The sequence below is a fragment of the Limimaricola cinnabarinus genome, assembly GCF_002723615.1.
GTDB classification, from domain to species: Bacteria; Pseudomonadota; Alphaproteobacteria; order Rhodobacterales; family Rhodobacteraceae; genus Limimaricola; species Limimaricola cinnabarinus_B.
Genome location: NZ_KZ304974.1, coordinates 1 through 26,596 on the forward strand (window position 1 = coordinate 1; position 26,596 = coordinate 26,596).

At 63.7% G+C, this 26,596-nt stretch carries 25 protein-coding genes; 13 read left to right on the forward strand and 12 right to left on the reverse strand.

The annotated features are described in order from the left end of the window. Positions 1-294 (forward strand): XRE family transcriptional regulator (locus CJ301_RS15820; RefSeq protein ID WP_099278340.1); only part of this gene is annotated, 294 nt, incomplete at its 5' end. A gap of 319 nt (positions 295-613) precedes the next feature. Here CJ301_RS15820 and CJ301_RS15825 read toward each other — a convergent pair. The 4 genes from CJ301_RS15825 to CJ301_RS15840 are packed head-to-tail and all read right to left on the reverse strand — an operon-like array spanning position 614 to position 6,063. Beyond that, the gene (locus CJ301_RS15825) at positions 614-1,609 is read right to left on the reverse strand and encodes an ABC transporter ATP-binding protein (RefSeq protein WP_099278341.1); all 996 of its coding nucleotides are present in this window, start codon (positions 1,607-1,609) and stop codon (positions 614-616) included. Beyond that, positions 1,606-3,492, reverse strand: coding sequence for a dipeptide/oligopeptide/nickel ABC transporter permease/ATP-binding protein (locus tag CJ301_RS15830; protein WP_099278342.1), 1,887 nt, complete (start codon positions 3,490-3,492; stop codon positions 1,606-1,608). The genes CJ301_RS15825 and CJ301_RS15830 overlap by 4 nt, the downstream gene beginning before the upstream one ends. Beyond that, positions 3,489-4,436: an ABC transporter permease gene (locus tag CJ301_RS15835; RefSeq protein WP_099278343.1), complete on the reverse strand. Its 948-nt coding sequence runs from the start codon at positions 4,434-4,436 to the stop codon at positions 3,489-3,491. The genes CJ301_RS15830 and CJ301_RS15835 overlap by 4 nt, the downstream gene beginning before the upstream one ends. Before the next feature lie 55 nt (positions 4,437-4,491). Further along, positions 4,492-6,063, reverse strand: a complete 1,572-nt coding sequence (locus CJ301_RS15840; protein WP_099278344.1) for an ABC transporter substrate-binding protein — start codon at positions 6,061-6,063, stop codon at positions 4,492-4,494. 101 nt (positions 6,064-6,164) lie between these two features. Between CJ301_RS15840 and CJ301_RS15845 the strand changes: the two genes are divergently transcribed. Then, the gene (locus CJ301_RS15845) at positions 6,165-6,854 is read left to right on the forward strand and encodes a DUF1028 domain-containing protein (protein ID WP_099278345.1); all 690 of its coding nucleotides are present in this window, start codon (positions 6,165-6,167) and stop codon (positions 6,852-6,854) included. Here the strand turns inward: CJ301_RS15845 and CJ301_RS15850 are convergent, their stop codons facing one another. Next, positions 6,855-7,568: a FadR/GntR family transcriptional regulator gene (locus CJ301_RS15850; RefSeq protein WP_099278373.1), complete on the reverse strand. Its 714-nt coding sequence runs from the start codon at positions 7,566-7,568 to the stop codon at positions 6,855-6,857. A gap of 122 nt (positions 7,569-7,690) precedes the next feature. Here CJ301_RS15850 and CJ301_RS15855 point away from each other — a divergent pair, with 122 nt between their 5' ends. Next, positions 7,691-8,947, forward strand: coding sequence for a M20 family metallo-hydrolase (locus CJ301_RS15855; protein WP_099278346.1), 1,257 nt, complete (start codon positions 7,691-7,693; stop codon positions 8,945-8,947). Between the two features lie 38 nt (positions 8,948-8,985). Here the strand turns inward: CJ301_RS15855 and CJ301_RS15860 are convergent, their stop codons facing one another. From CJ301_RS15860 to CJ301_RS15865, 3 genes are all read right to left on the reverse strand, one after another. After that, on the reverse strand, positions 8,986-9,495 hold the full coding sequence (locus CJ301_RS15860; protein ID WP_099278347.1) for a hypothetical protein: 510 nt from the start codon (positions 9,493-9,495) through the stop codon (positions 8,986-8,988). A gap of 129 nt (positions 9,496-9,624) precedes the next feature. Next, the gene (locus CJ301_RS18835; protein ID WP_162620572.1) at positions 9,625-9,864 is read right to left on the reverse strand and encodes a hypothetical protein; all 240 of its coding nucleotides are present in this window, start codon (positions 9,862-9,864) and stop codon (positions 9,625-9,627) included. 96 nt (positions 9,865-9,960) lie between these two features. Then, the gene (locus CJ301_RS15865; RefSeq protein ID WP_099278348.1) at positions 9,961-11,250 is read right to left on the reverse strand and encodes a hypothetical protein; all 1,290 of its coding nucleotides are present in this window, start codon (positions 11,248-11,250) and stop codon (positions 9,961-9,963) included. Positions 11,251-11,414: 164 nt separating this feature from the next. On the opposite strand from CJ301_RS15865, the gene CJ301_RS15870 reads away from it, so the two are divergent. The 4 genes from CJ301_RS15870 to CJ301_RS15885 all read left to right on the forward strand — a co-directional run bounded on the left by CJ301_RS15870 (position 11,415) and on the right by CJ301_RS15885 (position 16,531). After that, positions 11,415-11,924 carry an XRE family transcriptional regulator gene (locus CJ301_RS15870; RefSeq protein ID WP_099278349.1) on the forward strand — a complete coding sequence of 170 codons (510 nt, stop codon included), beginning with the start codon at positions 11,415-11,417 and terminating at the stop codon, positions 11,922-11,924. A 375-nt stretch (positions 11,925-12,299) separates the two neighbouring features. Further along, positions 12,300-12,773, forward strand: coding sequence for a helix-turn-helix transcriptional regulator (locus CJ301_RS15875; RefSeq protein ID WP_099278350.1), 474 nt, complete (start codon positions 12,300-12,302; stop codon positions 12,771-12,773). A gap of 202 nt (positions 12,774-12,975) precedes the next feature. Beyond that, a complete protein-coding gene (locus CJ301_RS15880) occupies positions 12,976-14,811 on the forward strand; it encodes a hypothetical protein (protein ID WP_099278351.1) in 1,836 nt (611 codons plus the stop codon). Then, the gene (locus CJ301_RS15885; protein ID WP_099278352.1) at positions 14,804-16,531 is read left to right on the forward strand and encodes a hypothetical protein; all 1,728 of its coding nucleotides are present in this window, start codon (positions 14,804-14,806) and stop codon (positions 16,529-16,531) included. Before CJ301_RS15880 ends, CJ301_RS15885 begins: the two co-directional genes overlap by 8 nt. Positions 16,532-16,828: 297 nt before the next feature. Here the strand turns inward: CJ301_RS15885 and CJ301_RS15890 are convergent, their stop codons facing one another. Then, positions 16,829-17,287 (reverse strand): hypothetical protein, encoded by a 459-nt coding sequence (locus tag CJ301_RS15890; protein ID WP_162620573.1) that lies wholly within the window; start codon positions 17,285-17,287, stop codon positions 16,829-16,831. A gap of 201 nt (positions 17,288-17,488) precedes the next feature. After that, complete coding sequence (locus CJ301_RS15895) at positions 17,489-18,496, reverse strand: hypothetical protein (protein ID WP_099278354.1); 1,008 nt, start codon at positions 18,494-18,496, stop codon at positions 17,489-17,491. A 279-nt stretch (positions 18,497-18,775) separates the two neighbouring features. Between CJ301_RS15895 and CJ301_RS15900 the strand changes: the two genes are divergently transcribed. The 6 genes from CJ301_RS15900 to CJ301_RS15925 all read left to right on the forward strand — a co-directional run bounded on the left by CJ301_RS15900 (position 18,776) and on the right by CJ301_RS15925 (position 24,764). Next, positions 18,776-19,336 carry a hypothetical protein gene (locus tag CJ301_RS15900; protein WP_162620574.1) on the forward strand — a complete coding sequence of 187 codons (561 nt, stop codon included), beginning with the start codon at positions 18,776-18,778 and terminating at the stop codon, positions 19,334-19,336. Positions 19,337-19,580: 244 nt separating this feature from the next. Beyond that, positions 19,581-19,949, forward strand: a complete 369-nt coding sequence (locus CJ301_RS15905; RefSeq protein ID WP_099278356.1) for a hypothetical protein — start codon at positions 19,581-19,583, stop codon at positions 19,947-19,949. A 28-nt stretch (positions 19,950-19,977) separates the two neighbouring features. Beyond that, positions 19,978-20,367 carry a hypothetical protein gene (locus CJ301_RS15910; protein WP_162620575.1) on the forward strand — a complete coding sequence of 130 codons (390 nt, stop codon included), beginning with the start codon at positions 19,978-19,980 and terminating at the stop codon, positions 20,365-20,367. 883 nt (positions 20,368-21,250) lie between these two features. Beyond that, on the forward strand, positions 21,251-22,345 hold the full coding sequence (locus CJ301_RS15915) for a helix-turn-helix domain-containing protein (protein WP_162620576.1): 1,095 nt from the start codon (positions 21,251-21,253) through the stop codon (positions 22,343-22,345). Beyond that, positions 22,345-23,742: an AAA family ATPase gene (locus CJ301_RS15920; protein WP_216823315.1), complete on the forward strand. Its 1,398-nt coding sequence runs from the start codon at positions 22,345-22,347 to the stop codon at positions 23,740-23,742. Before CJ301_RS15915 ends, CJ301_RS15920 begins: the two co-directional genes overlap by 1 nt. A 14-nt stretch (positions 23,743-23,756) precedes the next feature. Continuing rightward, positions 23,757-24,764: a ParB N-terminal domain-containing protein gene (locus CJ301_RS15925; RefSeq protein WP_099278360.1), complete on the forward strand. Its 1,008-nt coding sequence runs from the start codon at positions 23,757-23,759 to the stop codon at positions 24,762-24,764. A gap of 166 nt (positions 24,765-24,930) precedes the next feature. On the opposite strand, the gene CJ301_RS15930 is transcribed toward CJ301_RS15925, so the two are convergent. Beyond that, complete coding sequence (locus CJ301_RS15930) at positions 24,931-25,206, reverse strand: hypothetical protein (protein ID WP_099278361.1); 276 nt, start codon at positions 25,204-25,206, stop codon at positions 24,931-24,933. Positions 25,207-25,487: 281 nt separating this feature from the next. Further along, positions 25,488-26,507 (reverse strand): IS110 family transposase, encoded by a 1,020-nt coding sequence (locus tag CJ301_RS15935; RefSeq protein WP_099278362.1) that lies wholly within the window; start codon positions 26,505-26,507, stop codon positions 25,488-25,490. Positions 26,508-26,596: the final 89 nt, after the last annotated feature.

Here is a 26,596-nt window from a genome sequence, read left to right on the forward strand (position 1 = left end):
GGTCTTGGTCTGACCGAGGCTGAGCTCGCACTCGCTCTCGGCATGTCCCAGAATTCTCTGGCCACCCCGCCGCGATCGATAGCGCTGGCATCGCAGCGCAAGCTCAGGGACTTCGTCGAGATCCTCATGACTGTCGTGCCTTGGGCAGGCTCGCTCCCCCAAGCGTTCGACTGGTTTTCCACCCAGCCCCTGGCCTCCTTCGGGAACCGGACCGCGGCGGACCTGGTGCGCAAGGGGCGCGCCGAGGCAGTGAAATCCCACATCTCCCGGATTGCCATCGGTGAATACGCCTGACGGCATCGAGCCGGCTGGCGCGACGACGAGAAAGCGTGACGCGGCCTAAGCCGGGCAGGATCTGAGGTCGCCCAGCAGCCGGGCCGCAATTCTCCGCGTGCGCTTGTCAAGATCCAGCCTATCCGCAGCCAACATCAGCTCATTGAGGGTCGTGAAGCTGTCATCGCTCCCGCTCTTGACCGCGGCTGTCCAGAGCTTGCGCACGGTCGCGCGGGACTCGCGGCGCGTGCTGGCCGCGCGGCCTTGGGCCGCGGTGGCAGTTCAACTTTATCCCGCTTCGAGTGGGACTACATCTCTGTTATCGTCAGGATACTGATCCTTAGCGACGCTCGATAGCTGAGGGATGTATGTCCTCGTCACTGCTGAGCGGATGAAAGCAAGCGACCTCTCCCCCATCGAGGGCCGGCTCCAATGGGGGAATCTCTTGCCGGCATCGCTCCGTCGCACGCGGACAGCGTGCGGCGAAGGCGCATCCCTTCGGCGGATCGAGAGGGTCCGGGAGTTCGCTCCCTCTTGCCTCCGGTGCCTCGAGCGGACGCCCCACCACCGGCGCGCTGTCGGCCAACAGCTTGGTGTAGGGATGTTGCGGCGCCCGGAAGATCCGTTCGGCCGGCCCGATCTCGACCAAGGCCCCGAAGTAGAGGACGGCCACTCGGTCTGAAACGGCCTCGACCACCGCGAGATCGTGGCTGATGAACAGGTAGGTCAGCCCCAGGCGTTTGCGCAGATCCGCCAACAGGTTCAGCACCTGGGCCTGGACGCTGACATCGAGGGCCGAGACCGGCTCATCGAGGATCAGAATGCGCGCGTCCGCAGCCAGGGCCCTGGCGATGCCGATCCGCTGCGCCTGGCCGCCCGAGAATTCATGCGGGTAGCGGTCGAGGAATTCTGGTCGCAGGTTCACGTTGTCGAATATCTCGGCAATGCGCTTCTCGCGGGCGACCTTGTCCATACCGTGCAGCTTCTTGAGCGGGAGCTCCAGGATCTGCCGGATTGTCTTGCGGGGATTGAGCGAGGAGATCGGGTCCTGGAAGACGTATTGAATGCGGCGGCCGAAGTCGGCCGGGTCCGCGGTGTCGAGAGCGGCCCCCTCGATCTCGATCGTGCCGGTGCTCGGTGCGACCAGCCCGACAAGCATCCGAGCGAGCGTGGTCTTGCCGCAGCCTGACTCCCCCACGATTCCGAGCGTCTCGCCTTGCTCCACGCTGAGCGACATCGGCTGCACCGCGCGCACCCCGGCGCGCGGCCCGCCGAACAGCCCCCCGCGCAGGGGAAAGGTCTTGGACAGATTGTCCAGTCGCAGGGCCTTGGTCATTCGGCGGCCTCCCTGGCAGGGCTTTCTTCGGGGAAGAGACAGCGCACGGCCCGATCGCCTTTCTGGGCGAGCGGGATATGTCCTTCGCGGCACGCGCTGCGTGCCTTGTTGCACCGCTCCGCGAAGGCACACCCCTCTGGCAGGCGGTCGACGGCAGGGGGGAGACCCGGAATCGCCTCGAGTCGGCGGCGGCCGCCGCCCAGCTCGGGCACGCAGGCAATGAGCCGGGCGGTATAGGGATGGCGCGGCGCTGCGAGAACCGCTTTCGTCGGGCCCTCCTCGACCACCTTCCCAGCATACATAACCGCCACCCGGTCGCAGAGCTGCGCCACGACCCCGAAATCATGGGTAATGAAAATGATGGCGAGATCGCGCGAGCGCCGGAGGTCGTCGAGCAGCGACAGGATCTGCGCCTGCACCGTTACGTCGAGCGCGGTGGTCGGCTCGTCGGCAATGATTACCTCGGGGTCATTGGCCAGCGCCATGGCGATACCGACGCGCTGACGCATGCCGCCCGACATCTCGTGAGGGTAGTCGGAAATCCGGCGCTCGGGATTGGGTATTCGAACATCACGAAGCAGTTCGACCGCCTTGCCGCGGGCCTCTTCCGTTCCAATTTTCTGATGCGCCTGTATCGCCTCGACCAGCTGATCGCCGACGCGATAAAGGGGATGCAATGTCGCAAGCGGGTCTTGAAAGATATAGGCGATCTCCCGGCCGCGCACGGCGCGCAGGTGTTCATAGGGCGCCCCAATGAGGTCGTCGCCGCGATATCTTACGGCGCCACCGGTGATGACGCCCGGCGGCGACGCCACGAGCCCAGTGACCGACAGGGCAGTGACCGATTTGCCGGACCCGCTCTCGCCGATGATGCCGAGGCATTCGCCCGGTTTGACCGACAGGCTGACGCCGCCCACGGCGCGCAGCTTCCGGGGCCCGACATGGAACTCCGTCTCGAGCCCTTCGACCGTGAGGATGCCCTCGAGGCTCGGTTCCGGAGCTGGGGCCTGACGGCGCACTCGGGTCGCGGCCATCGGCCGTGACAGCGCGCCGGATTTGAGCCGCGGATCGAGCGCGTCGCGGATGCCGTCGCCCAAAAGGTTGATCGACATCACGATGATCAGGATCATCACCCCGGGCACGACCGAAGTGTGCGGGTGGCTGATCAGCGCGGCGCGCGCTTCACCCAACATCGAACCGAGATCCGCCTGGGGTGGCTGGCTTCCCAACCCGAGGAAGGAGAGACCCGCCGTCTCCAGGATCATCCAGCCGATCGTGGTCGACATCGCGATGACGATGATCGGCAGCACGTTTGGCAGGATCTCGGTGAGGATGATCTGCGGCCGCGACAGGCCCGATAGGCGCGCCGCGTCGACAAACTCCTTGTGCGCGAGACCGACGGTGATGCCGCGGATGTTGCGGGCGAAGAACGGCACGTTGACTGCTGCCACGGCGATCAGCGCGTTGAGAAGACCCGGGCCGAGGGCCGCAACGATGGCCAGCGCCAGAAGGATGTAGGGAAAGGCCATCAGCATGTCGACGCCGCGCATGATGACGTTGTCGAGCCGTCCGCCGTAGAAGCCGGCGACGACGCCGATCGCGGCGCCGATGGTCGCGGCGATAGCTGCCGCGGCGAAGCCGACCGCCAGCGAGAGACGAGTGCCCCAGAGCAGGCGGGACAGCAGATCGCGGCCCAGATGGTCGGTGCCAAGCAGAGCGCCCTCTGAGAGCGGCGGGAGATACCGGTTCGCGGTATTGGTCACATCAGGGTCGGTCAGCGGCAGGATCGGTGCCGCGAGGACCAGGAGCACGACGAGGCTCAGGAGGATGCCACCTGCCAGTGCCAGCCGGTTGCGCGAGAAAAGGAGGAACGCGCTGGTCATGTTCTGATCCTTGGATCGAGCAGGCTCTGCGCCACGTCCACGATGATGTTGAAGAACACGTAGCAGGCGGCGACGACGATCACGCCTCCCTGCACGAGCAGAATGTCGCGGCGCAGGATCGCGTCGACCAGCATCCTTCCGATGCCGGGCCATTGGAATACGATCTCGATATAGACAGCGCCAGACAGCACGAAGCCGGCTTGGATGCCCAGCACGGGCAGGATCGACACCATCGCGGCCCGAAGCGCATGGCGCCAGATGACCGACCGCTCGTGCACGCCCTTGGCCCGGGCGGTGCGGATGAAATCCTGTCGCAGCACCTCGAGCAACGCGGAACGGGACAGTCGCGCGATCACGCCGGTCGCCACGACCGCGAGCGCGAGCGCCGGCATCGCCAGGTGCGAGATCAGCGCAGCCGCGTCACGAGCCCCGTAGATCGGCCACATGCCCGACACCGGAAACCAGCGCAGCCGGACCGCGAACAGCAGGATCATCATCATGCCGAGGAAGAAGGAGGGGATGGAGATGCCCAAGAGCACCGCGAAGGTGATCGCCTTGTCGGCCCAGCCATACTGGTTGGCGGCCGAGATCGTCCCGGCGATGACCCCCAGAAGGGCGCAGAGCACAAAGGCCGTGCCGGCAAGGATCAGCGTCGCGCCGAAGCGCTCGAGCACCTCGTCCAGCACGGGCCGGTTCAGGGCGAAGCTCTGTCCGAAATCGCCCTGGAGCATATTGCCGAGCCAAATCAGATATTGGCGCCAAAGCGGTGCGTCGAGGCCGAGCTCGCGGTTGATGCGGGCCACGTTCTCGGGCGTGGCGTAGCTGCCCAGGATCGCAGTCGCCGGATCTCCCGGGATGAGTGCCATGATCAGAAAGACGATGACCGTGATGCCGAGAAGCACCGGCACCGCCGAGAGCAGTCGTCTGAGGATGTATCCGCCCATGCGCGGTCTCTCCCGTCTCGGAGAGCGGGGGCCGGGGCGCGGCCCCCGCGCGTGATCAGTTCTTGGCGACGTCGTCGAGCAGCAGGAAGAACGACGGCTGGAGGTCGAAGTTCTCGACCCGGTCGTTGGTCACCGCGTTCTGCTTCCAGTTGGCCACGAAGACCCAGGGCGCGTCCTCGTGCACGATTTCCTGCATCTCCTTGTAGAGGCGCGCGCGTTCCTCTTGGTCGGTAGCGCGGCGGGCCTGTTCGAGAAGCTCGTCCACCTTCGGGTTGGAGTAGTAGCCCGAGTTGAAACCACCCTGATCGGGAAAGGCCTCGCTGCGCAGAGCCAGGAAGGGCAGGGTGTCGGGATCGTTCGTCATCCAGGCCATCTCGGCCATGTCGGCCTTGCCCTCGAGGCCCGGGTTCACTTCGCCCAAGAAGGTGTTCCATTCGTAGGTTTCGATCGCCACATCGAAGCCCACCGCCTCCAGATCGGCTTGGATCGCGGTCCCCATCGCCACAGGGTCGAGCATACCGGAGCCCCCCTCGGTGACGTAGAAGGTCAGCTCGGCGCCTTCGGCACCCGCTTCGGCGATCAGCTCGCGCGCCTTTTCCGGATCGTAGGGGTAGGGCTCGAGATCCTCGTTATAGGCCCAGGCGAAGGCGGGCGGGGTTGGTCCGGCGGCGACTTCGGCGGTGCCCTCGAGCACCTCGTTCACGATCGCTTCCTTGTCGATCGCGTAGTTCGCCGCCTGGCGCACCAGCTTGTCCGCGAAGGGGCCTTCCTTGGCGTTGAGGATCAGGAACCACAGGTGCGGGCCAGCCTGCTCGTGCAGCTGGTAGCTCTCGCCCTCGAACTGCGACAGCGCCACGGGCGGGACCTCCACCATCAGGTCGATGCCGCCGGCCAGCATTTCTGCCGTGCGGGTGCTTGCATCGGTGATGGGGCGAAACACGACGGCTTCGAGCTGCGGTGCACCATCCCAGTAGTCGGGGTTGGCCTCAACGACGACCGCCTCGTTGGGCCGCCATTCCGCGAACTTGAACGGGCCCGTGCCCGACGGGTTGCGACCGAATTCCGAGCCATGCTCCTCGACCGCGGCGGGCGAGACGATCAGACCGGTGGGGTAGGCGAGGTTGGACAGGAAAGGCGCGTAGGGCTCGTTCAGAACGAACTTCACCGTCGTCGGATCAACGACCTCGACCTCCTCGATCGCGGAGAAGAAGAAGGAGAGCGGGAACGGGCCGGTATCGTAATAGGGATGACTCTCGTCGAGCATCCGGTCGAAGTTGAACTTCACCGCCTCGGCGTCGAATGAGCTGCCGTCATGGAAGGTGACGCCTTCGCGCAGCGTGAATGTGTATTCGGTGCCGTCCTCCGAAATCTCCCAATCGGTCGCCAGCGCCGGCTCGACTTCCAGAGTGCCGTCTTTGTAGCGCACGAGCCCGTCATAGACGTTCATCAGGATGCGGAAGTCATTCACCGCGGTCACAGCAGCGGGGTCGAGGGCCTTGGGCTCCGCAATCTGGCCGACAACGAGGACACCCGGCGGGGTCTGGGCGAAGGCCGGCGCACCCAGGGCCATGGTGAGGGCGGTGCCAGCAGCAAGCAGGCTTCGGCGGGTCAGATGTCCAATCGACATGGGTTACCTCTCCTGTTCGGTTCGATCTTATTTTTCATGATAAATTGCATCAGGGCAAATTTTCATTATAAATTCAAGCGCGCTGGCACGGAGATGATGGGATGACGATTTCAATCCTCGCATATGACGCGGAAACAGGCACTTACGGTGCAGCGGCTACTACGGGCAGCCTGTGCGTAGGGGGGTGGGTGCTGCGCGGGGATGCCGAATCAGGGCTCTCGGCCTCGCAGGGGTCTTTGCCGAGCACCCTTTGGGGCACGCAAGTGCTGGAGCGCATGCGGGCTGGCCAGTCGGCTGCCGAGGCGGTGTTCGAGGTCGCCGATGCCGATGCGGGACGGGCTCATCGCCAGCTGGCGGCTCTCGACCCGGATGGGGGAACAGGACACTTCACGGGGGCTTCGAGCATTCCGGCGGCTGGTGCGCGGCAAGCGCCCTCGGTCGTGGTGACGGGCAACCTGCTCTCTGGCGACGACGTGATCGAGGCCTGCCTGCAGGGTTACCTCGAGGCGCGCGGAAACATGGCCGAGCGGCTCATCGCAGCGCTCGAGGCGGCCGCCATGGCAGGGGGCGACAGCAGGGGGCTTCTGTCTGCTGCACTGCTCGTCGTGTCGCGCAGCGACCCCCCGCTCAGCCTCCGGATCGACTACTCCGAGACACCGTTACAGGATCTTTCGGACCTGCATCGCCGGGCCACCAGCGGGGCCTACAGCGAATGGGCGCGTCTCGTGCCGACGCTGGACGAGCCCGAACGGGCCGAGCCTTTCAGCGAAACCGTGACCCCTGCTGGCTGATCAGTGGGCCATGAAGCGCTTCATGACGACGGCCTGCTGATCTTCCATCATCCGCCAGGCCATTTCCATGTGCGATCGCATGATGGAGCGGGCCTCCTGAGCATCCCCCCGTTCCAACGCATCGAGCAGGTCGAGCTGATGCTGTCGACCCGTCCGCCAGAGTTCCACGTTGGGTGCGGCGTAGAGCTGCTTGTAGACGGTGAGGTCCGCGAGGATCTGCGACATGAAACCGATGATGAAGCCCAGCAGCGCATTGTCGGCGAAGCTCGCGAGCTTGGCGTGAAACCGAAGCGACGCGACATGCTGGGCGCGCTCCTCTTCGGGGTCACCGGCCGGCTCGGCGTAGTCGTCGATGATCGATCGCAGATCGGCGAGCTGATCGACCGACAGGCGCCCGGCCAGCGATGCCGCAACTTCTGGTTCGAGAGCGACCCGGAGCTGGTAGATGTCGGCAATCGAGATGTCTCGAAAGTAGAAGTAGTTCGCGAGCAAGGCGTGCGCGCGCTCGGTGGAGACCTCGCCGACGAAACTTCCACCGCCGGGCCCGGTCTTGGTTTCGACCAGGCCCTGTGCCTGCAGCAGGCGCATGGCCTCGCGGATCGTGCCCTTGGACATGCCAAAACGTTCGATCAGATCGGTCTCGCCGGGCAGGCGGTCACCCGGCTGCAGGCCTTGCTCGACCACCCATTCCTTGATGGCCTCGGCCACGCGGATGGGACGGGAACGCCTACGGCCCTTCTCGGCGGGAGTGACGCTTGTTCTCGCCATCGCACAACTCTTTCGACTTCCGAAGGCATCCATAAAGCAAATTTATCATGATAAATACAAGGGGAAGTATGACCTACGGGGAGTTGGCAGCGGCAAGGTTGCTGGAAATCGCCGAGATGTCCGAAGCGGGACCGGGAGTCACTCGTCTGCCTTGGACCCCGGAACATCGTCGAGCCCTCGATACCATATCGGCATGGATGAGGGATGCCGGACTGGACGTCAGCCTCGATGCGGCGGGCACGCTCGTTGGGCGAACGCCCGGTATGGTCGGCAAGCCGGCACTGTTGCTCGGCTCCCATCAGGACAGCGTGCGCTCGGGCGGTCGCTTCGATGGGATCATGGGAGTTGCCGTGGCCTGCCTTGCCGTCCGTCGGCTTCGCGAGGAAGGCGTGCGGTTGCCGTTCGCGGTCGAGGTTCTGGCCTTCGCGGACGAGGAAGGGGTGCGTTTTCCGACGGCCCTGATCGGCCCGCGTGCCTTGGCGGGGCGTTTCGACCCGGCCGTCCTGGACATGAAGGACGCCCAAGGGGCGAGCATGCGCCAAGCGATGCAGGAGTTCGGTCTGGATCCGGAGGGGATTCCTGCGCTGGTGCGTAAGAAGGACGAGGTGATCGGGTATCTGGAGGCCCACATAGAGCAAGGGCCTGTGCTGGAGACCGAAGGCCGGTCACTCGGTGTCGTGACCGCGATTTGCGGCATATCCCGCTACGCGGTCACCTTCGAAGGTGAGACTGGTCACGCAGGGACGGTTCCCATGGCGGGCCGGCGTGATGCGCTGGTGGCTGCTTCCCGCTTTGTGGCGGCCGTATCGGAGGCGGCGACTGCGATCGAAGATTGCCGCGCCACAGTCGGCCAGATCGATGTGAAACCCGGTGTCGTCAACGCCATCCCATCCGAGGTCAGTCTGACATTGGAGCTTCGAGCGCCGTCGGACGAGATACGGCGGGACTTCCGGTCGCAAGCCATGCGGCGGGTTCAGGAGATCGCTACGCAAGTCGGGGTGGCTGTGCGGATTGAGCAAACTTACGAACAGCCCGCCGTTGCCTGTGACCCGGGTATGAGAGAGGCGCTGTCTCAAGCAATGACCGCCTCGAACTTGCCTGTCGTCGCCATGCCTTCAGGCGCAACTCATGATGCATCGGCGATGGCGGATCTCTGCCCAGCCGGAATGCTCTTCGTCAGGTGCAAGGGCGGTATCAGTCACCGACCGGACGAATACGCTGACGCAGACGATATGGACGATGCGATCCGGGTTCTCGCGGAAGCCGTGAAGAGCATCGGCTCTCAGGAAGTGCTTGCATCAAAGGTGGATAGGAGGGCTGAATGAGCAGAGTTCGACTCCACCTGGCAGGCACATTTGCCGGCTCAGCGGTCAGCTTCGAGTTGCTTGCAGGCCGTGACCGCCCGTTCGCTGAGAGATCGCCGTAAGGCGGGCTCCAGAAGCAGCGGAAGCTGCTCTTCGAAAAGCTCCCCGACGGCACCCATCAAGCCGGGCATGTCGATCTCAACCACGGCGTTGTTGATCGTCACAGAAGTCTCGCCGACGATGCAGGTGGAGAGATCGATGACTACTTCCGCATCGATCGCTGCGCTCACGAAGCCAGGAGCCACTGCGCCTGCCGAAGACTCGCAAGCAAGGCTTCCAATAAGGTTCGACGTCATGATGTCACCTTCGATGACTACCGACGCCCTCTCTACGCTGATCGAGCGCAGTTGGTCCACACCGACCGCCATTCCCATCAGATCCGTCGAAGCGCTCGCGCACGGGTTCGCGTCAATGATCAGGCTCTCGATCGCGGTTGGGGTAGCGTCCTGTTGAGCTGCACCCGAGGTGACGATGAAGAGGCCAAAAAGGGCAAGGCAGTAGGGGCGCATGATAATCTCCTGCGTGGTCGCGAGGACTTTAGCACATTGCTTATGATCGCAGCCCAAGCCCCACCTCCACAAAGCTTGCGCTAAGATGGCAATCTGTTCTCGTCGTGCCGAGCCGTCATATCATTCTGATCAGGTTCCGTCTCGAGCGCGAAGGATGCAGGGCACGTAGGCGATTTCGGGAAGCCCAGCGGGCGCATCGATGCGCGCAAAGGCGGTAGCAACCAACCCTGTCACGTCCTGCTGCACCATACCGATGTTGTCCGCGAGTTGCGCGGCGAACGGATTCCAGTCGAAACAACCAAATGGCACGTCGCGGCGCTCCGTGCGAAGCCACCGAACGACGCCTTCGAGCGAGATCTTAGAATTCACCAAAAGCGCAGGCGGAGACTCGATTGAAGCTGAAGTGATCACCAGCCCGCGCGCTGGATTGCAAAGTCGGCCTCGGCCCGGTTGCAAAACGCGAAGTCAGGATGCCGCGTTTCCAGTACAGGCTGCGGCCGGGGCTCGGCGGGACGCTCCCAGATCTGGGTCGCGCAGCTCCGTTCGCGCAGCAGGCCGCTGGATCCCGCCACCTGCACCGTGGCGTCGATGTCCTCGACAAGGCGGAAGGCCGGATCGAGCCGGTTCTGCACGCTCGTCTTGCGGAAGCTGAGCGGCACCGTGATCGTGATGGTCTGTGCCTCCACCGCGGCCGCATTGAAACGCGCAACGGCCTCCCGCGATGTCGTCAATGACCACCCGATCGGACAGCGCGGCGGCGTCGACTTTGGGCATTTTGCGCTCCCCCGGAGCCGCAGTCGCACCGGGCGTTGCCTGCTGCGCGGCCCTGTCAACCTTCTCGACCGACAGTTTTTCAGGGGCGGCGCGCACCTCCTGTGCGATCTGCCGCAGCATCGACACTGCGGTGCCAACAGTTGCGGTCCGGGCTTCCTCGGCCTGGGCTGCCTCGTAGAGCGCAACGACCTCGCTCATGTTGATCGAGCCACCACCGGCGCCGTTGCGGGCATGCTTCGACATGTCGAGCCGCGCGAAGCGCTCCTTCAGCTCTTCCGGACTGCAGCCGGTGGCCCGCAGGAAAATGTTGGACTGTGGGCTCCACTGCGCCCCGAGGGGCTTCAGCTGACCGGCATGCGCGCCCACGCGCCGGATCACGAGGTCCGCTTCGGTCTGGCTGCAGCGCTCGAAATGCGGATGCGTGGTCTCGAGCGTGTGCAGCTGACGCGGCGCCGAGCGACGCTCCCAGATCTGCAGCACGCAGGGCACGTGAACGGTCTTGCCTTCGTAGATGAAGGCATCCTGTGGCACCTCCTCCTCGTGCACGAGGTGCAGGCGTTTGTCGACGCGGTTCTGCTGCGTTTTCTTGCAAAACGTCGCTGGCAGAATGAACGCGATCACATCAGCAAAGCCGGCGGCGTGGTTGAGGAAGGCGAGTGCCGCCTTCTCGCCGAAGGGCGGATTGCCGATGACGAGGCAACGATCGGCGGATACCGCGGGCGTCCAGTTGAGGAAGTCGGCCTTGATGATGCCCGGCGCCTTCGGGTCGAGGTCGAACGCGATGCAGTCGGGTCCGAGAGGGCGCGAAAAGGCGCCGCTACCGGCGGAGGGCTCGATGACGGTATCGAAGGGGTTGGCGACGTAGCGCGCCCGGACCTGTTTCACATAGTCCGCCGCAATCTGCGCGTTGGTGTAATACTGGCTGAACTCAGCGGCGGTGGAAACGTGGCGGGTGCTGGCGGGTTTGGTGTTGGTGGTCATGGATCAGGTCCCTCGTTGTGTGCGAGGGGGAAATTGATCCGAAAACCCAAACCCAGAAGCGGGTTTGGTTAAAATTATGTAATAAGATTCAATGCTTTGAAGTGAGGCTAAGATTTTTTTGCAGTCGCAGCCTGTGCCGCATGGCCTGTCGGCCTGACGGAGCCATGCTCAGCCGAGACGCGGAGGTATCAGCTGATTTCTCCAGCTGGCTGCGCATGCCGCAAAACGGGCCTATGCTTCTCGGCATGGCTGACCCGCTCCCTCCGTTCCCAACCGCGCAGGATCTGATACGACCCGATGGCAAGGTTGTCATCGATGACCTTCTCGAAGTGCTCCGCCTGAGCAGGGCCGAACTCGCGCTCGCTCTCGACCTGCCGGAGGAAGCGCTGAGCGAGCGTTCACGGCTGGAAACGCCGGAAACGCAGCGCAGGCTCAGGGATCTGATTGAAGTCCTCGTGCAGGTCGTCCCATGGACCGGCTCATTTTCTGAAGCCTATGCCTGGGTTTCGACACGGCCCCTCCCGTCCTTCGGTGGCCGAACCGCGGCGGACCTGCTGCGGGAGGATCGCGTCGAAACGGCAGCGTCCTACGTCTTCCGGGTTGCTCAGGGGGGCTACGCGGGAGGTGGTCCGGACGGACAAGCAGGCGGCGCCACCGGCATGGTGGGCCGTTGAGGTAACTTCGGTCTGCAACAACGATAGAAGATCTGCTGGAAGATGTCGGCCTTCCGACAGACCATCTCGACGCTAAGCTTGTCATCCACCTGCTGTAAAATGAAGGCGGTCTGCTGTTCGCGGAACAGAGACGCTCGCATCGGTCTACCTCCCGTTGTCGGCTCGGCAGTTACGAACCTTTTCCAGATCCGGCGATCCAGCTTCCCGGAAGCAGGTCTATTATCATGCACCAAGATTGAAAACGGATCACTCCACTGGGGCAGGCCATCCATCGATTCATAACGTGGCACATCTCCAGCGAGCACGAGCCGCATTTGATTCAATTGTCTCCATTCTTTTCTGCAGAAGCCGGCCTGACCCTAATTCCCCCGGGCCATGCTCGACAGACCTCTCACCCGCGCCGATCTCATCACCTTCTTCGCCCTGGAGTCGAAGCGCTCCTCCGGCCATTCCCCGGATCCCCGGCGGCTGGCCCGCGTGCTGAAGGCTCTCGGGATCTCCCTGCGCGGTGGCACGACGCGCTGGCCGGTGGTCTGGCGAGCGCTCGGACTATCCGAAGTGCAGGATCGCGCACACCACGCCGCGCTGACCGAGCCGCTTCTTACCGCACAGGCCGTGGCCGAGCGGGTTGGCGTCGCGGACCCGTCCATCATCTACCGCTGGGAGAAGGGTCAGGTGCCGAAGGGTGCCGGACCCTTCCCATGCGCGATCGACCTGTCCGGTGGGCGCAAGGATGCCCGCGCCAAGCGCTGGCGCCGCGCCGAAGTGCTGGCCTGGCACATGGACCAGCCCCAGCCCCGCTACGCCAAGCCCGCCCCGGTCTTTGGTGCGATCCGGCCCGCCCCATGACCCATGCGATGCACCGCATTCCCCGCGCCTCGGACACACCGATCCACGCCTTGGCGACCGGACCTACTCCCAAGCGACCGGGACACAGACGCCCGGCCGGTTTCACCGGCGGCAACCTCGAAGGCGTCTGTGTCCCAAGCGCGCTTTGGCGACCGAAACCGCGTCCAAGCGACCCAAACCAACAAGAAGAAAGGATCCCCTCATGCTCGATCTGACCGGCCATACCGTCCCCGCCAAACGGCACATCACACAGGCCCACGCCCCCGCAGTGACCGGGCCGACCCTGGCTGACCTGCATGCCCACGTGGCGGCTCGGACGGATCTCTCGGACACGACCCGCAGCCGCTATCTCACCGCGATCGACAACGTGAGCAAGCGTCTGAACACGCCGCTGGAGATGATCCCTGCCGATCTCACACTGGTCATGGACCGGTTTCCTCTGACCGGCTTCGATCCCGCGCCTTGGTCGAGCGACGCCGCCTACCTGCTGTTCCGGCGCCGGCTTCAGGCGGCGCTGCGGGAATTCCTCGGCGTGCACGCGGAGCGCGCCCGGTTGCGCGCGATGAAGGACGATTGGACGCAGCTCTGCGCCGCCATCAAGCCGTTGACGGAAGGTCGGGTGGGGCAGGGCGTGCAATGGCATCCGATGAAGCTCTCTGCCTTGAGAACCTTTGCGCTGGTGGCCCGAGCCTATGGCTGGCAGCCACGCGACCTCGGACTGCCGGAGGCACAGCGGCTCGACGCGGACTTCAGCGGCAACAAGCGCGAGGCAAACCGCCGGTCGCTCGCCCGGCTCGACGAGTTGCGGCAGTTTCCCGAGCTGCTGGCATGGCTGCCGCCGCAGCCGATCGGGTTCACCGCCGGGGCGCGCGTGCCGCAACTGCAGGCGCTCGAGCCGCAATGGGAGGCGCAGGTCGAACGCTGGATCGCGGCGGTGACGCAAACCGGCTGGGACCCGGTCGAGCAGTCATTCACCGACGAGCACAAGGGCCATGCACATGTCATGCGCAGTGCCTTCCGGACTGCGTTGAGGATCGCCCGTGACCTGGGGCGCCTCGCCCCCGGCACTCAGGATCTCCAACCGCTGCTGGCCGATGACGAGGCGCTCTGCGCCATCGCGGGGGAGATGTTCGCGCGGCGGCAGCAGTTGAGGCGCGACGGTCATCTCGAACCCCGCTCCGCCCGCAAATACCTCATGGCTCTGAACCAGGTGCGAGGGCATCTCGGCATCGATACCTCGCTTCTGGAGCAGGTGCTGGCCAACAATGCCGTCGCGCGGGCGGGTCGGAAAGCCGACAAGCGCATGACGCCGAAGAACCGCGCCTTTTGCGAGATGCTGGTGGACAAGGCCCCCATGCGCCGCCGGTTCCTCTCGTCGTTCCAGGTGCTGCGTCGGGAAGCCGAGATCCTGCTGGCACGCGCGGCGCAGGAGGAGCGCGCGCTCAGCGGTCATGAGCGGGCGCGGGTGCGGCTGCTCGGCGCCAGCGCCGGCTTCGCGGCCATCGAGATCGGCGGCGCACCGATCCGCGTCGACAACGCGATGCAACTGACCTGCATCGGCGACGATGCCCAGATCCGCATCCCGCAGACCGGCAAGAAGCCGATCAAGGTGATGATCCCGGCGGAGTTGACCAAGAACAAGGCGGAAATCGCGTTCCCGATCCGCGCCAACGTCCATGGTTATCACGACACCATACAGTGGTATGTCTCGGTGATCCGGCCGCTCTTTCCGCATGCCGCGACGAGCCCCTACCTGTTCCCCGCGGTGACGGTGCCGGGGGCGCCGCTCAACAGCGACTACTTCGGCGCCGAGTTTGCCGGGCTGATGCGCACGGTGGTGAACCTGCCGATGACGCCGCACCAGATGCGCCACGGCCAGACCTCGCTGCTGCTCGACAAGTATCCCAACGAGATCGAGGTGATCGCCAAGCGGATCGACGACAGGCCCGGAACGCTGCGGCAGTATTACGGCTGGCTCAGCGCCCTGAAGCTCGTCGAGCGCGGCCAGGACCTGCTGGTGGGGCTGATGCATGACTGACAAGGCCTATGACACCCGCAGCCGCGAGGAGATCCTCGCGGCGGAACATTTCGCACCGTTCCGGGACAGCCCCGGGCTCGACGGGATCGGTCTGCGCGCGCTTCGCACGCTCGACCGGTTCTTCGGCTTCGCCGAAGGGCAGGGGATCACCGTCCCGGGGGTGGCGGACTTCCTGTCTTTCGTCGCGGCGGACACATCGACTCGTAGGCTCGATGACCTGCGCACCGCCTTCGACAGGCTGCTGCCCGCTGGCACGCCGGTGCGCGAGGTGGTGCGCGAAGCAATCCGTCAGAAACGCCCCCGCAGTCGCAGCTGTGACCGGCGGGACCGGGAGACGCTGCGTGCCGATCCGCTGATGGCGCCCTACCGACATCTGCCGACCTTCGACGAGGTGCCGCTTGAAGACCTGCGCGTGCTGGCACGCTTTCTGACCTTCGCCGACGCGCGCGGCATTACCGTGCCGACGGAAGCCGACTATCTCGCCTTCGTCGCCGATACGGGCTCCAGCCGGCGGCTGCGCAGCCTGAAGGCGGCGCTCGATCGGCTGCTGCCAGGCAATCCGGCGGTGCATGTCGTGCTCGCCGCCGCGATCGCGCGCAAGAGCCCGAAGCGTCCCTCGGCCGCAGGTCGCAAGCCGCGTCCAGCAGCAATGCGGCGCGTGGCGTCAAGCGATCTGCCGGAGGCATGGCAGGTGCTGCTCGGCAAGATGCGCCTTGGCGCCCTGCCGATGCACCAAGCCGTGCCCGCCGCCTCGGTCATCGACAGCATGGAGGACACCCTGCGCGCATACGCCCGTGTGCAGTGCGAGGCAGGCGCGGAAGTGGCGATGACCATCGAGGGCGTTCGTAGGTTCGAAGCGTCCCGCGCCGCCGATGCCGCCGCCCGCGCGGCGCCCACCTATCAGGCGCAGGGCAACCGCCCCGCCACGCGGCACACGGCCGTGATGCGGCTGCGGCAGTTCGGCGAAGCCCTCGGCCTCGATCCACTCCTGCTGGTGGCCCTGCGTCACCATGAGAACAGCCTGCGCCGCGAGCTCGATACGGTGGTGCCGCTGAAGTTCGGTCGCCTCGACGAGCTGCCGGATCTCTCCGCTACCTGGAGCCTCGCCACCGATCTGCTGGAACAGAGCCGACAGGCTCCACGCCGCCAGACGGCGCTATGTCTACTGAACGCGGCGGCGATCATTGCGATCTGGACGCTGCTGCCGCTGCGCCTGCGGGACGGGCAGCTGCTCTGGGGCCGCGATATTCGCTTTGATGGCACCCGTTACCGTGTCGATATCGAGACCGCAAAGGAGGAAGAGCCGTTGCAGGGCGCGCTGCACCCGGTGCTGACACCCTTCCTCGATACGCTGGTGCTGCGCGGGATGGAGCCTCTCTGGCTCGAGGAGATGCGACGCCGCGGCATGGCGGATACGCTGCCTCTTTTTCGCGGCGTGGACGGGCGACAGCTGGCGGCGAGTTATCCCTCGACCGTCTGGCGCAAACATATCGGCACCGGCGCGCATATCTCCCGGGCCCGTGTGCATTCCGAACTGGGCCAGCTCGGTCCGGAAGGCGTCGAGATGGCTCTGGCGCTCTCGGCGCAGCGCGATCCCCGTTCTGCACAGTTCTACCAAGGCAGGGCCGTGCAGGCGGCGCAGCGACGACAGGGACAGGACATGGTGGATGGCTTGCTGGCGGAGTGCCTCGATCCGGATCCTTCCGGCGAGGCGCGGTGACTTGCATTGCGCCCACGCCGGTCGATCAATGTGGCGGAGGAGGTCCTTCCCCGCGGCATCAACAGGCCCTGGTGCTTCTCGAGAAATCGTCGCCAATGAGATGCGCCCGTCGCCTGCCCAGACAGACGACCGAGCAGGACGCGCCTCAATAGCAGTCGAACCAGCGCATGGCAGTGGCAATCACGTTCTCATAATCGCTGGCGAAAGCCTCCTTCATGAACTGCGCGAGTTCGTGCCGGCTGGATCGGGGCATGTGACGGTTCCTCTCAGGAGTCCCCCGCACGGCCCCGCAGCCGGTCAGGCGCTGCTCTCCGGTGAAGCGGTCACGGTTGCGTATTTTTGCACCCAGTAGCGATGATCGGCGAGACAGAAGCCATCGTTGCCTGGCCTGGATTCCCATCCCAGCTGCGGCAGGGCATCCCTGATGTCGTCCTCGATTTCGACCCAGATCTCGCGGCTGACCGCCATGTCGAGCTCCTGGCTCTCGATTTCTTCCTCGCGGCTTTCCAAGGCGATCCGTCCGGGTCCGCTGAGCGCGCCGGTTTCGTCGAAGGGCAGCAGGAAGGAGAGTGAGTGGTTCTTGTCAGAGTCGCTGATCTCGAATACGCCATGCTCGCCCGGACGAGGCGATCGCTTGATGTCCTGGAAGCTGCCGAACTGCTCCCACACCTCCCAGATCGGATCGAAGCGCACTACATCTTCCAGCGACTCCACGTCGAAGCCGAAGTTGTCGAGAAATTCCAAGTCTGTCGTCATGTCAGTCTTTCCATATTGTTTGAGTTGGGGATCTGGGAGCCATGGCAGGCTCAATGCCCTTGGTTTGAATCCCGGCCGGTATAGGTCTGGGGGCCCTGACCGGAGGGGCATCAAGATGCTCCATCCGGTCGCCTGGGACTGCGTTCCGAGCGGCAGGAGGTGCGAGAACCACCGGGCGAAAGGCCTCCGGAGGTCGCGCCCTCAGTGTGTGCCCATCTCCGGAAGCCGGACCAGGAATTCGTCGCGACGAAGCGGGCCCGCCGCCCTGGTCCCGAAATCCCAATCGGCCTCGCCATCGACGAACTGCATGAAGAGCCGCATTCCTGGAGAGGGCAGATCGAACATGGCAGGGCGGGTCGAGGTCGGCATCGCACTTGCGGTTGCCTCCTCGGCGATGGCCGGAGCCTTGCCCGTGGCCACGCGTGCGGCCTCGTAGAGGGCCACGAGGTCTCCCTTGGAGACCGACGGAATACCGGCGACTTGGTAGCGCAGGAGATCGAAGTCGATGGTGGCAAGGCAAGCACGCAGCTCGTCCGCGCAGCCGTCTGTGGCCTTCAAGTAGTAGTGCGAGCTGGCACTGCCCGCCTCAGCGACCGGCTTGATCCTGCCCGCATTGGCTCCGACACGCTGCACCGCAAGGTCGGCATCCGAGCGACCGCTGAACACGAAGTCGGGGTGGGACTTCGGCTGCATGATCTTGGGCCGCGGCGTGACACAACGCTGCCATACCTGGAAAACGCAGGGCACGTTGCGCTCCTTGCCAACCTCGCCGGTGATCAGGCCGACGATGTCCTCGTCGTGGATCAGGTGGAACATCGGATCGAGCCGGTTCTGCTGGCTCGCCTTGCGGACACTGCGCGGCAGCAGGAGGGCGATGGTATCGGCATATCCAGCCGCAGCATTGAAGAAGTCCACGGCAGACTTGCCATTCCTGCCGAACGCCGCGGCACCGACTACAAGGACGCGATCGTAGTTGCAGTCAGGCGTCCAGGTCGCGAAATCTGCAACGCAGAGGCCGGCTGGACGCGGAGCGATATCCAGAGCCACTCGATTGCGCAGGCTGGTCGACAGCGCGCCGGGTCCTGCGGCGGGATCGATGATCGTGTCGAACGCCTCCAGCGGACAGATCGCCTCGAGTTGGCGCAGGCAACCCTCTGCGATGCTAACGGTGGTGTCGAAGAAGGGGCGGGTGGTGGTGGGGGTGGTCATGCTGTGTCTCCGGTTACGATGACCGGGAAATTGGTCTCCTTCCGAAATTGCAAAACCCGCAGGTGAAGGTTTGAATCTTAACAAAACAGACACTTAGGAGGATCAGTGCATTTTTCTGAAAGATCTTTTTAGCCGAACAGCAGATTGTTGGGAGTGGCGGGGAGGCGCGCAAGGTCACTGATGTCCGGTCGGGCGCGACGGGTGCCGCCCGACCGGACATCAGTGCTCTCGCGAGCCAGCGGGACGGGCGGAGATGAATTCTCCGAAGGATCCTGCCCCATGCATTCCCCACAACCTGCCTGTCAGACATCTCATCCCGACTGGAGATCGAGGCTCTGCGCCGGCGACATCGTCGCCTACCGTTTCCCGCATGAACGCGACGGTGATGAGCCACCGAAGGTGCGCCCTACGCTCGTGCTCGCCATCCATGTCGAGAACGGTCAGCGCATTGCGACGCTCGCCTATGGCACCTCGAGCGGCCGGCCCCGCGCGCCCCGCCTGCTGGTGCCGGTGACTGACCCGGACGAGCTGGCCTGCGCGTCGCTGCGCAAGCCGACCGTCTTCGATGCGGCGCGGCGGCTGCGCGTGCCGCTCGACGACCCTGCGTTTGAGCCCCACCCCGTTCTCAACACGGCCGTCATCGGACAGCTTACCGGGGCCGCCGCGGCACGGCTCGCGCTTGTCCAGAGGCAGGTCACGCGCGGATCTGATCGGCGGCTGCCTTGGGGCCGGGCGCGACCCTCCTGCACGCCGGCCCCCATCAAGCATCGCCGCAACCGGCCCCTGCTGTCCTGCAAGCCGCCCGACCGGCGGGACATCAACACCCAGTCGGGAGGGTAGCGCCGCGTCCGTCGCGCGACCGCGGTCATCCAACACTCGGATCCCTGAACAAGGGGCAACTTCGGCCATCGGCTTCTGCGGGAGCTCACCGGAGTGAGAGCCCCGCAGCATCCGATGCGTCCCAAGTCATCCGGAAAAGAGCCTCGAGACCTCCACCGCCAATCCGTTGCTGCCCCCCCATTTGGACGGGCCACCTTGTCGCCCGCGGCGTGCCGCCGGGCCTCATATCTCAAGGAAAGATTTCATGTTCGACACGCCCATCCCCCCTTCCGCTCTGCACCGGTTCGCCCGGCAATACGACGTCGCGCTCCAGAACGCGGCCTGGTGCCTCGGCGGTCAACCGTGGCTTCTGCGTGCGCAGCGCCTGCTCGACGATCTCCGTCAACCGGTGCCGCTGACGCGCAGGACCGCGCGCGATGCGAAGGCCCTGCTCGGCCTGCTTCGCCTCGAGCATGTGCATAACGACAGCCGCATCGAAGCGGAATGCTTCGCGGCGATTGACCCGACTTCGCCCTATGTCGAGGATATCTGCCTGCTTTCCGAAGCCCTGAAGGACGCGCTCTGCGCGGCGCAGTCGCAGTCGCAGCAGGAGACGGAGGCCTGTCATGTGTGAGCGATGCCATGGGAGCGACAGCCTCGTCGTGCGGATCAACCATGCCCTGGATGCCGCAGAAGCCACCGAGGCCGCTCTTGCAAAGGCCGAGAAGGCGCAGGGCCTGTCGCTCTCGCAGCAGCGCCAAGCCGCGAAGCTGCGTAAGGAACTGGCGCAGACCACGATCTTCTCGACGCTCGACGTCGAAGCATTCCGTGCTTTCGCGGGCGACCTCGATGCAGCCATCCGCCAAGGCACGCGGAGCCATTTCATTTCCGATGAGCATGCAGCCTCGGGAGGTTACGAGCAGCAGGTCTCGAACGAGGCCGCGATGGCGCTGATCGCCCTGCAATCGGCGCTGAAGCTTCTCGTCGAACGGATCGGTGCGGTGCGCAACCGGCTGCGCGCTGAGCGGATCGCGAGCGAGCTTCGGGAGTGAGAGGGTGGGGGCTGGAGACAGCCCCGCCCCGGGGAACGTTAGTCCGAGCTGCGCAAATTACCGTGTGGCGAAGCCATTGAAGACCCTCCGTAAGATGCGGTGCATACACGAGCGCCACTTGGTGGGGACAGCTGATGACAAGCTTGTAGGTTCCAGCGCGAGGTGGGGTGAGCAGGAGAAGCGCCTTCAACAATTACCCGCGCAAAGTCAGAGCTGTTTATGTCATCGAAGCAAGGCGCTGAAAGCAGCTACCTCGTTGAAATGGGATTCGGGGAGTCGGCCCATAGGACCGTCGTGAAGCGCGCCGGTCGTCGCCTGAAGCGCGCTTTCTGAGCCAGCAAAACCACAACACGCACAAAATCCACCATCTCCTCGGACCAGTTCCGCATCTATACTGCAGATGCGATGCAATCTCCGGTATATCTATTATATAACAGTTACTTAACAGATTTCGCTTCACCGAGTGGTCTTAGCCCGTCGTATCGGCTCTCATTATATTATATTACGTTATATCAGTGGCTTGCCCTATGGTGTTGAGACCTCGGGCGCTCATCCCGCGGTTGTCTCACCGGCATCGCCGCCGACAAAAATGCTTGCTTTCCGCCACCCCTCATGTCGTTTTTGTGAAGAACCTCGCAAAGAACTGCGAGGAAGGGTCGCGCGAACACCAGTTCGGCGCGGCCTGAGCAGGAAAACAGCGGCAGGAGACGGGCGGCAAACCAGCGATTTTACTAATTGGGATCGGGCCCTAACCCCGAAAGTGAGAAGACCGACGAGTTGGCGCTCGTCGGTCTTCGATAGTGTAACTGCGCGGCTCCACAGCTATGACACCCAAGTTTTAAGGGAGGTGGGATGCTGCGCGCAAGTCAAAAGAGCAGTTTCCATGTCAGAAACCACAAGCTGCGGTGCATTTTGCATCGTTCCGCGAGACTTGATCGAGCGCGTTGCTCGGGCAGGCCTTGGCGCATGTCATCTCGGCCTCCTCACATTCTTGATCGACCGCGCCGACCGGCGCGGGATCTCTTTCTGGTCATTCAAAAAGATCGGCGAACGGCTTGGCTGTTCAAAAAGCACCGTTTCGCGAATGCTGTCTGATCTGCACCGAGAAGGTTTTGTCGACAAGAAGCCCCGCCCCCGCCGCGACAGGGCGAATAGCGTTCTCGAAATTCAGATTGCGGGTTACGCAGAGTTTCTCTCAAGCCGAGCAAAACGGGGCGAAGCCAAGAACCCTGCGGAAGCAGAGAACTTGGCCGAAACAACCGCAGCGACTGTCACCTGCTCTGACAAGGAAACGGATACGTCTGTAAAGCCGAGCACTTTCGCAGCATTGGGCGTCGCGCAGATGAAACGGGCCGTCTCGCGCACGCAACACCCCGTTGCAGAGGCGGGACGCCATGGGAACGAGAACCAAGTTAATAACACCCAAGAGAAAAATCACTCATCTTCTTTGCCAAAACGAGAGGGAACCAACGTCCCTCTTGTTCCGGGCTGGGACCAAGCAAAGGAGAGAGACTGGGTGAGATATTTCGGAATGAAGACTGGTCTGCATGACCGTCCTTCCGAGTTGCCGCCGATGGCGTTGCTCGATGCAGCTATTAAACATGACAGGCTCAAAGTCAGGCAGGAAGCGGCCCAAGTAGCCGATCGCAAGAGTGCTTGGAGGCAGATGCTTCGGTCAGTAGGCGTTACGCTCCCGGCCGAGCACGCGAATGAGCTTGCCAAGGCGACATCACTGCTTAATGAGGCGGCTCTGTCCGCCTTCCTCGAGGGCTATAAGCGCGACTGGCAGGCGCATTGGCGTCGTCCTCCAACGATCGAACAGGTCAAAGATCGCGTTGCAGGCATCAAGTATAGCCCTACGGATCGTGACCTCTGGGCGGCTCGCAATGAGATCAGAACGCGAGCAATGGTCGCCTCGCACATCAAGACAGAGCTGGCGATGGCCGAAGGCCACCGCGCAGAAAAGGAAATCGCATGATGGATGGATCAGACACGATGACGCGGCCTCCGCTCGCTAACTCGACCCACCGGTTTGCACGTATGCTGGCGGCGAGGCTCAACCAGCGCCCGAGCGGCCGGAGCCGTGAGCGGGATCTCGATCGCTCTGAGCGGATCTGGACCGTGTCCGAGTTTTGCAGGCTGTCCGGTGTGCCGAAGCGGGTCGTTGAGAAAGTGCTGGAGCATCCCGACGCACCGCAGCTCGAGAAACCGCATAGGGATCGCGTCATGGACACTCGTCAGTCCCTGCACTTGCGGGCCCTGATCCAGCTGATGCACCCCAAGGAATATCCCGGATTGATAAACTGGCGGGGTAAAGGCACCCAGCCTCCGGTGGTTGCGGCGGCAGCACTCAAGGGTGGAACGGGCAAGTCGACCCTCGCTTTACATTTGGCGATCGGGGCGGCTGTGAAGACCGGCCTGCGCGTCGGTCTGATCGACGCTGACGGTCAGAAGACAAGCACGATTTACCTGAGCTCGAGCCTTTCCGAGATCATGAACACCCAGGGTCAGACCTATCCCGATTTCATCGCGATTCCGCGCGAGGGAGATGTCACCAGATACGAGATCGACAGCCATCGACTGCACGGGTTCTGGCGCACGACGCCTTGGCCGGGCGTCAAGTTGATGCCCGGCGGCGGTCGGATCGGAATGGCTGACCAGCACATGACTGTCTACCAACTCAAGAACTTCGACGACGACCCGCGGCTTTGGATGAGGCAGACGCTTGAGCGCTGGATGAAGGCCAACCCGGTCAAAACAGAGGTCACTGATTGCTGGTCGAATGGCCGGTTTGATGCCCGCCTGTTCGATGCAGGCCTCGACGAGACACTCGACCTGATCATTATTGATTGCCCGCCTAACATTTCCCTGTCGGTGATCGGTGTGCTGCTGGCTGCCGATTCGTTCATTGTGCCGCAGACAGTTCGCAACGTCGATCTCGCAACGCTCAGCGCGTTCATGGCATCTGTGGATGAGGTCCATCGGTCAGTCGCAATGAGCGACGGGTTCGATGAGCTTTCCTACCAGGATACGCCAAGCTTCATGCTCCCGATGCTGGTCAACAGGTCGGCCGACATGGAGAGTATCTCGGAGCTTGTAGCCTATGCTCCCGATGTTGTTTGTCCGGTTTATTATCGCAAGTCCGACGCTGTGAGTAACCCGGCGGCGACGTATGAAGATTTCTTCAGCCACAAGCCCGACCGCAACCGTCGAGAGGGACACGCACGCTTCCTGAAAAATGTCCATGCGGTCAACGATGCGATCCTGCCCAAGGTTTGTCCGTGGGTTAGGCCAACTGGCGAGGCGAACGAATTCATCCAAGAGGAATATCTGGACGAGGAGACCGGTCAAAGCTTCGTCTCTGACTGGAACTGAGGAGATCTAAGACTATGAAAGCAAAGAAATTTTCTAACGTCATGGTTCCGGATATTCCCCCGATGGACGATAGGCTTGATGCCGAGATCCCGTCGGCTGAGCGCGTCGATACGATGGCGTCCTACGACGCGGCAAATCGCGCCGAGATCAGCTTGCGCGCCGCAAAGGAGATCCGTGGCCGCGCAAAGGATGATGTTTTGGAGGGGCGCCGACTTGTCGAAGTGTCACCCTATCAGCTCCACGACCCCGTCGGCACAGATCGCATAGATTTCGCTGCACAGGACGGCAAGTCAGCCGCCGAAGCGGATATCGAACAGCTGATGAAGTCCATCGAAAGAGATGGGCAGCAAAACCCCATCATCATCCGTCCCAAGGATCCCCGGTGGACGCCGCGTTCAGACGACCCTGCAAATGTGGAAGGTGTCGAGTTTGAGCTACTTGCTGGACGGCGGCGGACGCTCGCGATCCAGAAGTTGAATGCCGGGCGCAGCCCGTCGGAGCAGCTGACGGTCCGCGCGCGCATCAGCCACGTTACTCCGGATACTCCCGAGGGAGAGCGGAGGCTCCATGCACTCCACAATCGGTATCTGGAGAACGCCGCTCGTAAGGATTTGAGCGCCTTCCAGTCAGCAATCTCCGGCGGCGAACTCATCTGGGCCTACGTTGAGATGGGTCATTCGGCCGAGGAAACTGAGAGCTTGCTCAACATCAGCCACTCCACCCGCCAAATGTGGCAGAAGGCGTATCGGCAGCAGGAAGCAATTCGCGAGTTTTTCGGCTCCCGAGAGCCGTCGTTCGATGAGCTGAAGAAGTTCTGTAATGGATCCCTCGGTCAGCGCGGAGAACCTTTTCCAGCGCCTCCCGAGAAGGTCAAAGGTATACGGGGGAGCTACACGATCAAGCCTGCCCGGGGGCCGGGCCAAGTTGCGATGAGCCTGCGACTGACCCTGAATGAGGTCGAAGACGCTGAGCTGATCCAGAAGCTAAAAGAGGTGATCGACCAGGAGAAGGCTGCAGGCTGAGATCTTTCCTGATCATTGAGAGTGGGCGTCATCGCGGGTGGCGCCCTTCTTTATGCTCGGGTGAAAGCGACTTTCACCAGCCGTGATCGAGCTACGAGGTGAAAGTCACTTTCACCAGGTCCGAGGCGACCCCTTCCGTGCCCCGCTATGTAGCCTCTTGGAAAAGTCACCAACCTCGGCGGACATCCTTCTGGCCGCGGACCGGTTCGCTGAGATAGTTCTTGTTCAGAATGGTGCAGCTCATGATCTCACTGCGGGTGCTTGTCACAACTCTGCCAGTGTCGATGAGTTCAACGCTGATGACCTGATTCTCTGCGGACAGGCCGGTCTGCTCGGCCAGATCTCTGCCCGCTCCCTCGATGGCACGCTCGGCGTTATGGAAAAGTGAACTGATGCGGTGGATGCCCCCGCCCCCGGAGCCGGACGGCGTCTCGTATGCCATGACGTGTGTGGATGCCCCCTGTTTGGCAAGCTTGATCTTCGCGGGTGGGCGGGGTCTTCGATCGGACGTGTGTCAGGCTTCTGAGTGTGGCCTTCGATGACGCCACGGGCCGGTATGCTGTTCGGATGGCTGGGTTCACATCGGTTCAGAGAGCTGCAAGCGCTCGAGCCCCGGGTCTGAATGTCCCTGCCATGAACTTCGAAGTCCGTGTCGCCTACTCCTCGTCGATCGCTTGCCCCGGCCTTTCGGCCATGCCGTGCCGTTGCCCGGTCGGGCTTCGGTCACGCCATTCTGTAATCCTCCCGCTTCGTGGTCACGGCCCAGATCATCCGCGCCATCTTGTTGGCCAGCGCGACGGCCGCGACCATCTTCGGCTTCCTGGCCACGAGGGCGGCGAGCCAACGGTTGGGGCTGCCGCCCTTCCTGACCACCCAGCGGATCACGCTCATCGCGCCGACGATGAGAAGTCGCCGGATGTCTGTCTGGCCCATCTTGCTGACCGATCCGAGCTTTGTCTTCCCGCCTGTCGATCTCTGTCGCGGCACGAGGCCCAGCCAAGCCGCGAAGTTGCGCCCGGTGTCGAAGGTGTCGAGATCTGGCGCAAAGGCCGCGACGGCGCCCGCGGTCACCGGCCCGATCCCAGGAATAGTGCACAGCCGGCGCAACTCCTCATCGGTCTTCGTCGCCGCCTCCAGTTCGGCCGCGAGCCGCTCGATTACCTCCGTGAGGTTCGCGATCTGCTCAAGGTAGACCGTCCCTATCTTGCGGACCGGATCGGGCAGGTCCGTGGTCTCGTCGTCGAGGGCGTTCTCCAGCAGCTTCAGGCTCGCCGGTCCCTTGGGCGCCACGAGGCCGAACTCCGCCAAATGCCCCCGCAACGCGTTGATCAACTGCGTGCGCTGCCGGACCAGACACTGGTGGGTGCGGAACGCGACCGCCCGAGCCTGCGTCTCTGCGCTTTTCACCGCCACAAACCGCATCGTCGGGCGCATGGCCGCCTCCGCGATGGCCTCCGCGTCAGCGTGATCGTTCTTCTGCCGCTTCACGAATGCCTTTACGTAAGCCGCCGGCACGATCCGAACCTCGTGGCCATGCGCTTGCGCGATCCGCCCCCAGTGATGCGAGGTCGCGCAGGCTTCCATCGCCACCACGCACACTGGCTGCTCGGCGAGCAGCGACGCCAGCCGCGTCCTCGACATGGCCCGGTTGGACAGGACCGCCCCGTCTGACCCAACGGCGCAGACTTGGAAGCTATCCTTCGCGAGGTCGATCGCCAGCATGCTGATCTTCGTCTTCGTCATCGGTGTGCCCTCCACATGGTTCTATAGAACCGTCATGGCATACGAGACGCCGTCCGGCTCCAGGGGCGGGGGCATCCACCGCATCAGTT

Coding starts and splice junctions, on each gene's coding strand:
- CJ301_RS15825 (WP_099278341.1), bottom strand. CDS start 1,609: ATGACCAAGGCCCTGCGACTGGACAATCTGTCCAAGACCTTTCCCCTG.
- CJ301_RS15830 (WP_099278342.1), bottom strand. CDS start 3,492: ATGACCAGCGCGTTCCTCCTTTTCTCGCGCAACCGGCTGGCACTGGCA.
- CJ301_RS15835 (WP_099278343.1), bottom strand. CDS start 4,436: ATGGGCGGATACATCCTCAGACGACTGCTCTCGGCGGTGCCGGTGCTT.
- CJ301_RS15840 (WP_099278344.1), bottom strand. CDS start 6,063: ATGTCGATTGGACATCTGACCCGCCGAAGCCTGCTTGCTGCTGGCACC.
- CJ301_RS15845 (WP_099278345.1), top strand. CDS start 6,165: ATGACGATTTCAATCCTCGCATATGACGCGGAAACAGGCACTTACGGT.
- CJ301_RS15855 (WP_099278346.1), top strand. CDS start 7,691: ATGACCTACGGGGAGTTGGCAGCGGCAAGGTTGCTGGAAATCGCCGAG.
- CJ301_RS15860 (WP_099278347.1), bottom strand. CDS start 9,495: ATGCGCCCCTACTGCCTTGCCCTTTTTGGCCTCTTCATCGTCACCTCG.
- CJ301_RS15865 (WP_099278348.1), bottom strand. CDS start 11,250: ATGACCACCAACACCAAACCCGCCAGCACCCGCCACGTTTCCACCGCC.
- CJ301_RS15870 (WP_099278349.1), top strand. CDS start 11,415: ATGCTCAGCCGAGACGCGGAGGTATCAGCTGATTTCTCCAGCTGGCTG.
- CJ301_RS15875 (WP_099278350.1), top strand. CDS start 12,300: ATGCTCGACAGACCTCTCACCCGCGCCGATCTCATCACCTTCTTCGCC.
- CJ301_RS15880 (WP_099278351.1), top strand. CDS start 12,976: ATGCTCGATCTGACCGGCCATACCGTCCCCGCCAAACGGCACATCACA.
- CJ301_RS15885 (WP_099278352.1), top strand. CDS start 14,804: ATGACTGACAAGGCCTATGACACCCGCAGCCGCGAGGAGATCCTCGCG.
- CJ301_RS15890 (WP_162620573.1), bottom strand. CDS start 17,287: ATGACGACAGACTTGGAATTTCTCGACAACTTCGGCTTCGACGTGGAG.
- CJ301_RS15895 (WP_099278354.1), bottom strand. CDS start 18,496: ATGACCACCCCCACCACCACCCGCCCCTTCTTCGACACCACCGTTAGC.
- CJ301_RS15900 (WP_162620574.1), top strand. CDS start 18,776: ATGCATTCCCCACAACCTGCCTGTCAGACATCTCATCCCGACTGGAGA.
- CJ301_RS15905 (WP_099278356.1), top strand. CDS start 19,581: ATGTTCGACACGCCCATCCCCCCTTCCGCTCTGCACCGGTTCGCCCGG.
- CJ301_RS15915 (WP_162620576.1), top strand. CDS start 21,251: ATGTCAGAAACCACAAGCTGCGGTGCATTTTGCATCGTTCCGCGAGAC.
- CJ301_RS15920 (WP_216823315.1), top strand. CDS start 22,345: ATGGATGGATCAGACACGATGACGCGGCCTCCGCTCGCTAACTCGACC.
- CJ301_RS15925 (WP_099278360.1), top strand. CDS start 23,757: ATGAAAGCAAAGAAATTTTCTAACGTCATGGTTCCGGATATTCCCCCG.
- CJ301_RS15930 (WP_099278361.1), bottom strand. CDS start 25,206: ATGGCATACGAGACGCCGTCCGGCTCCGGGGGCGGGGGCATCCACCGC.
- CJ301_RS15935 (WP_099278362.1), bottom strand. CDS start 26,507: ATGACGAAGACGAAGATCAGCATGCTGGCGATCGACCTCGCGAAGGAT.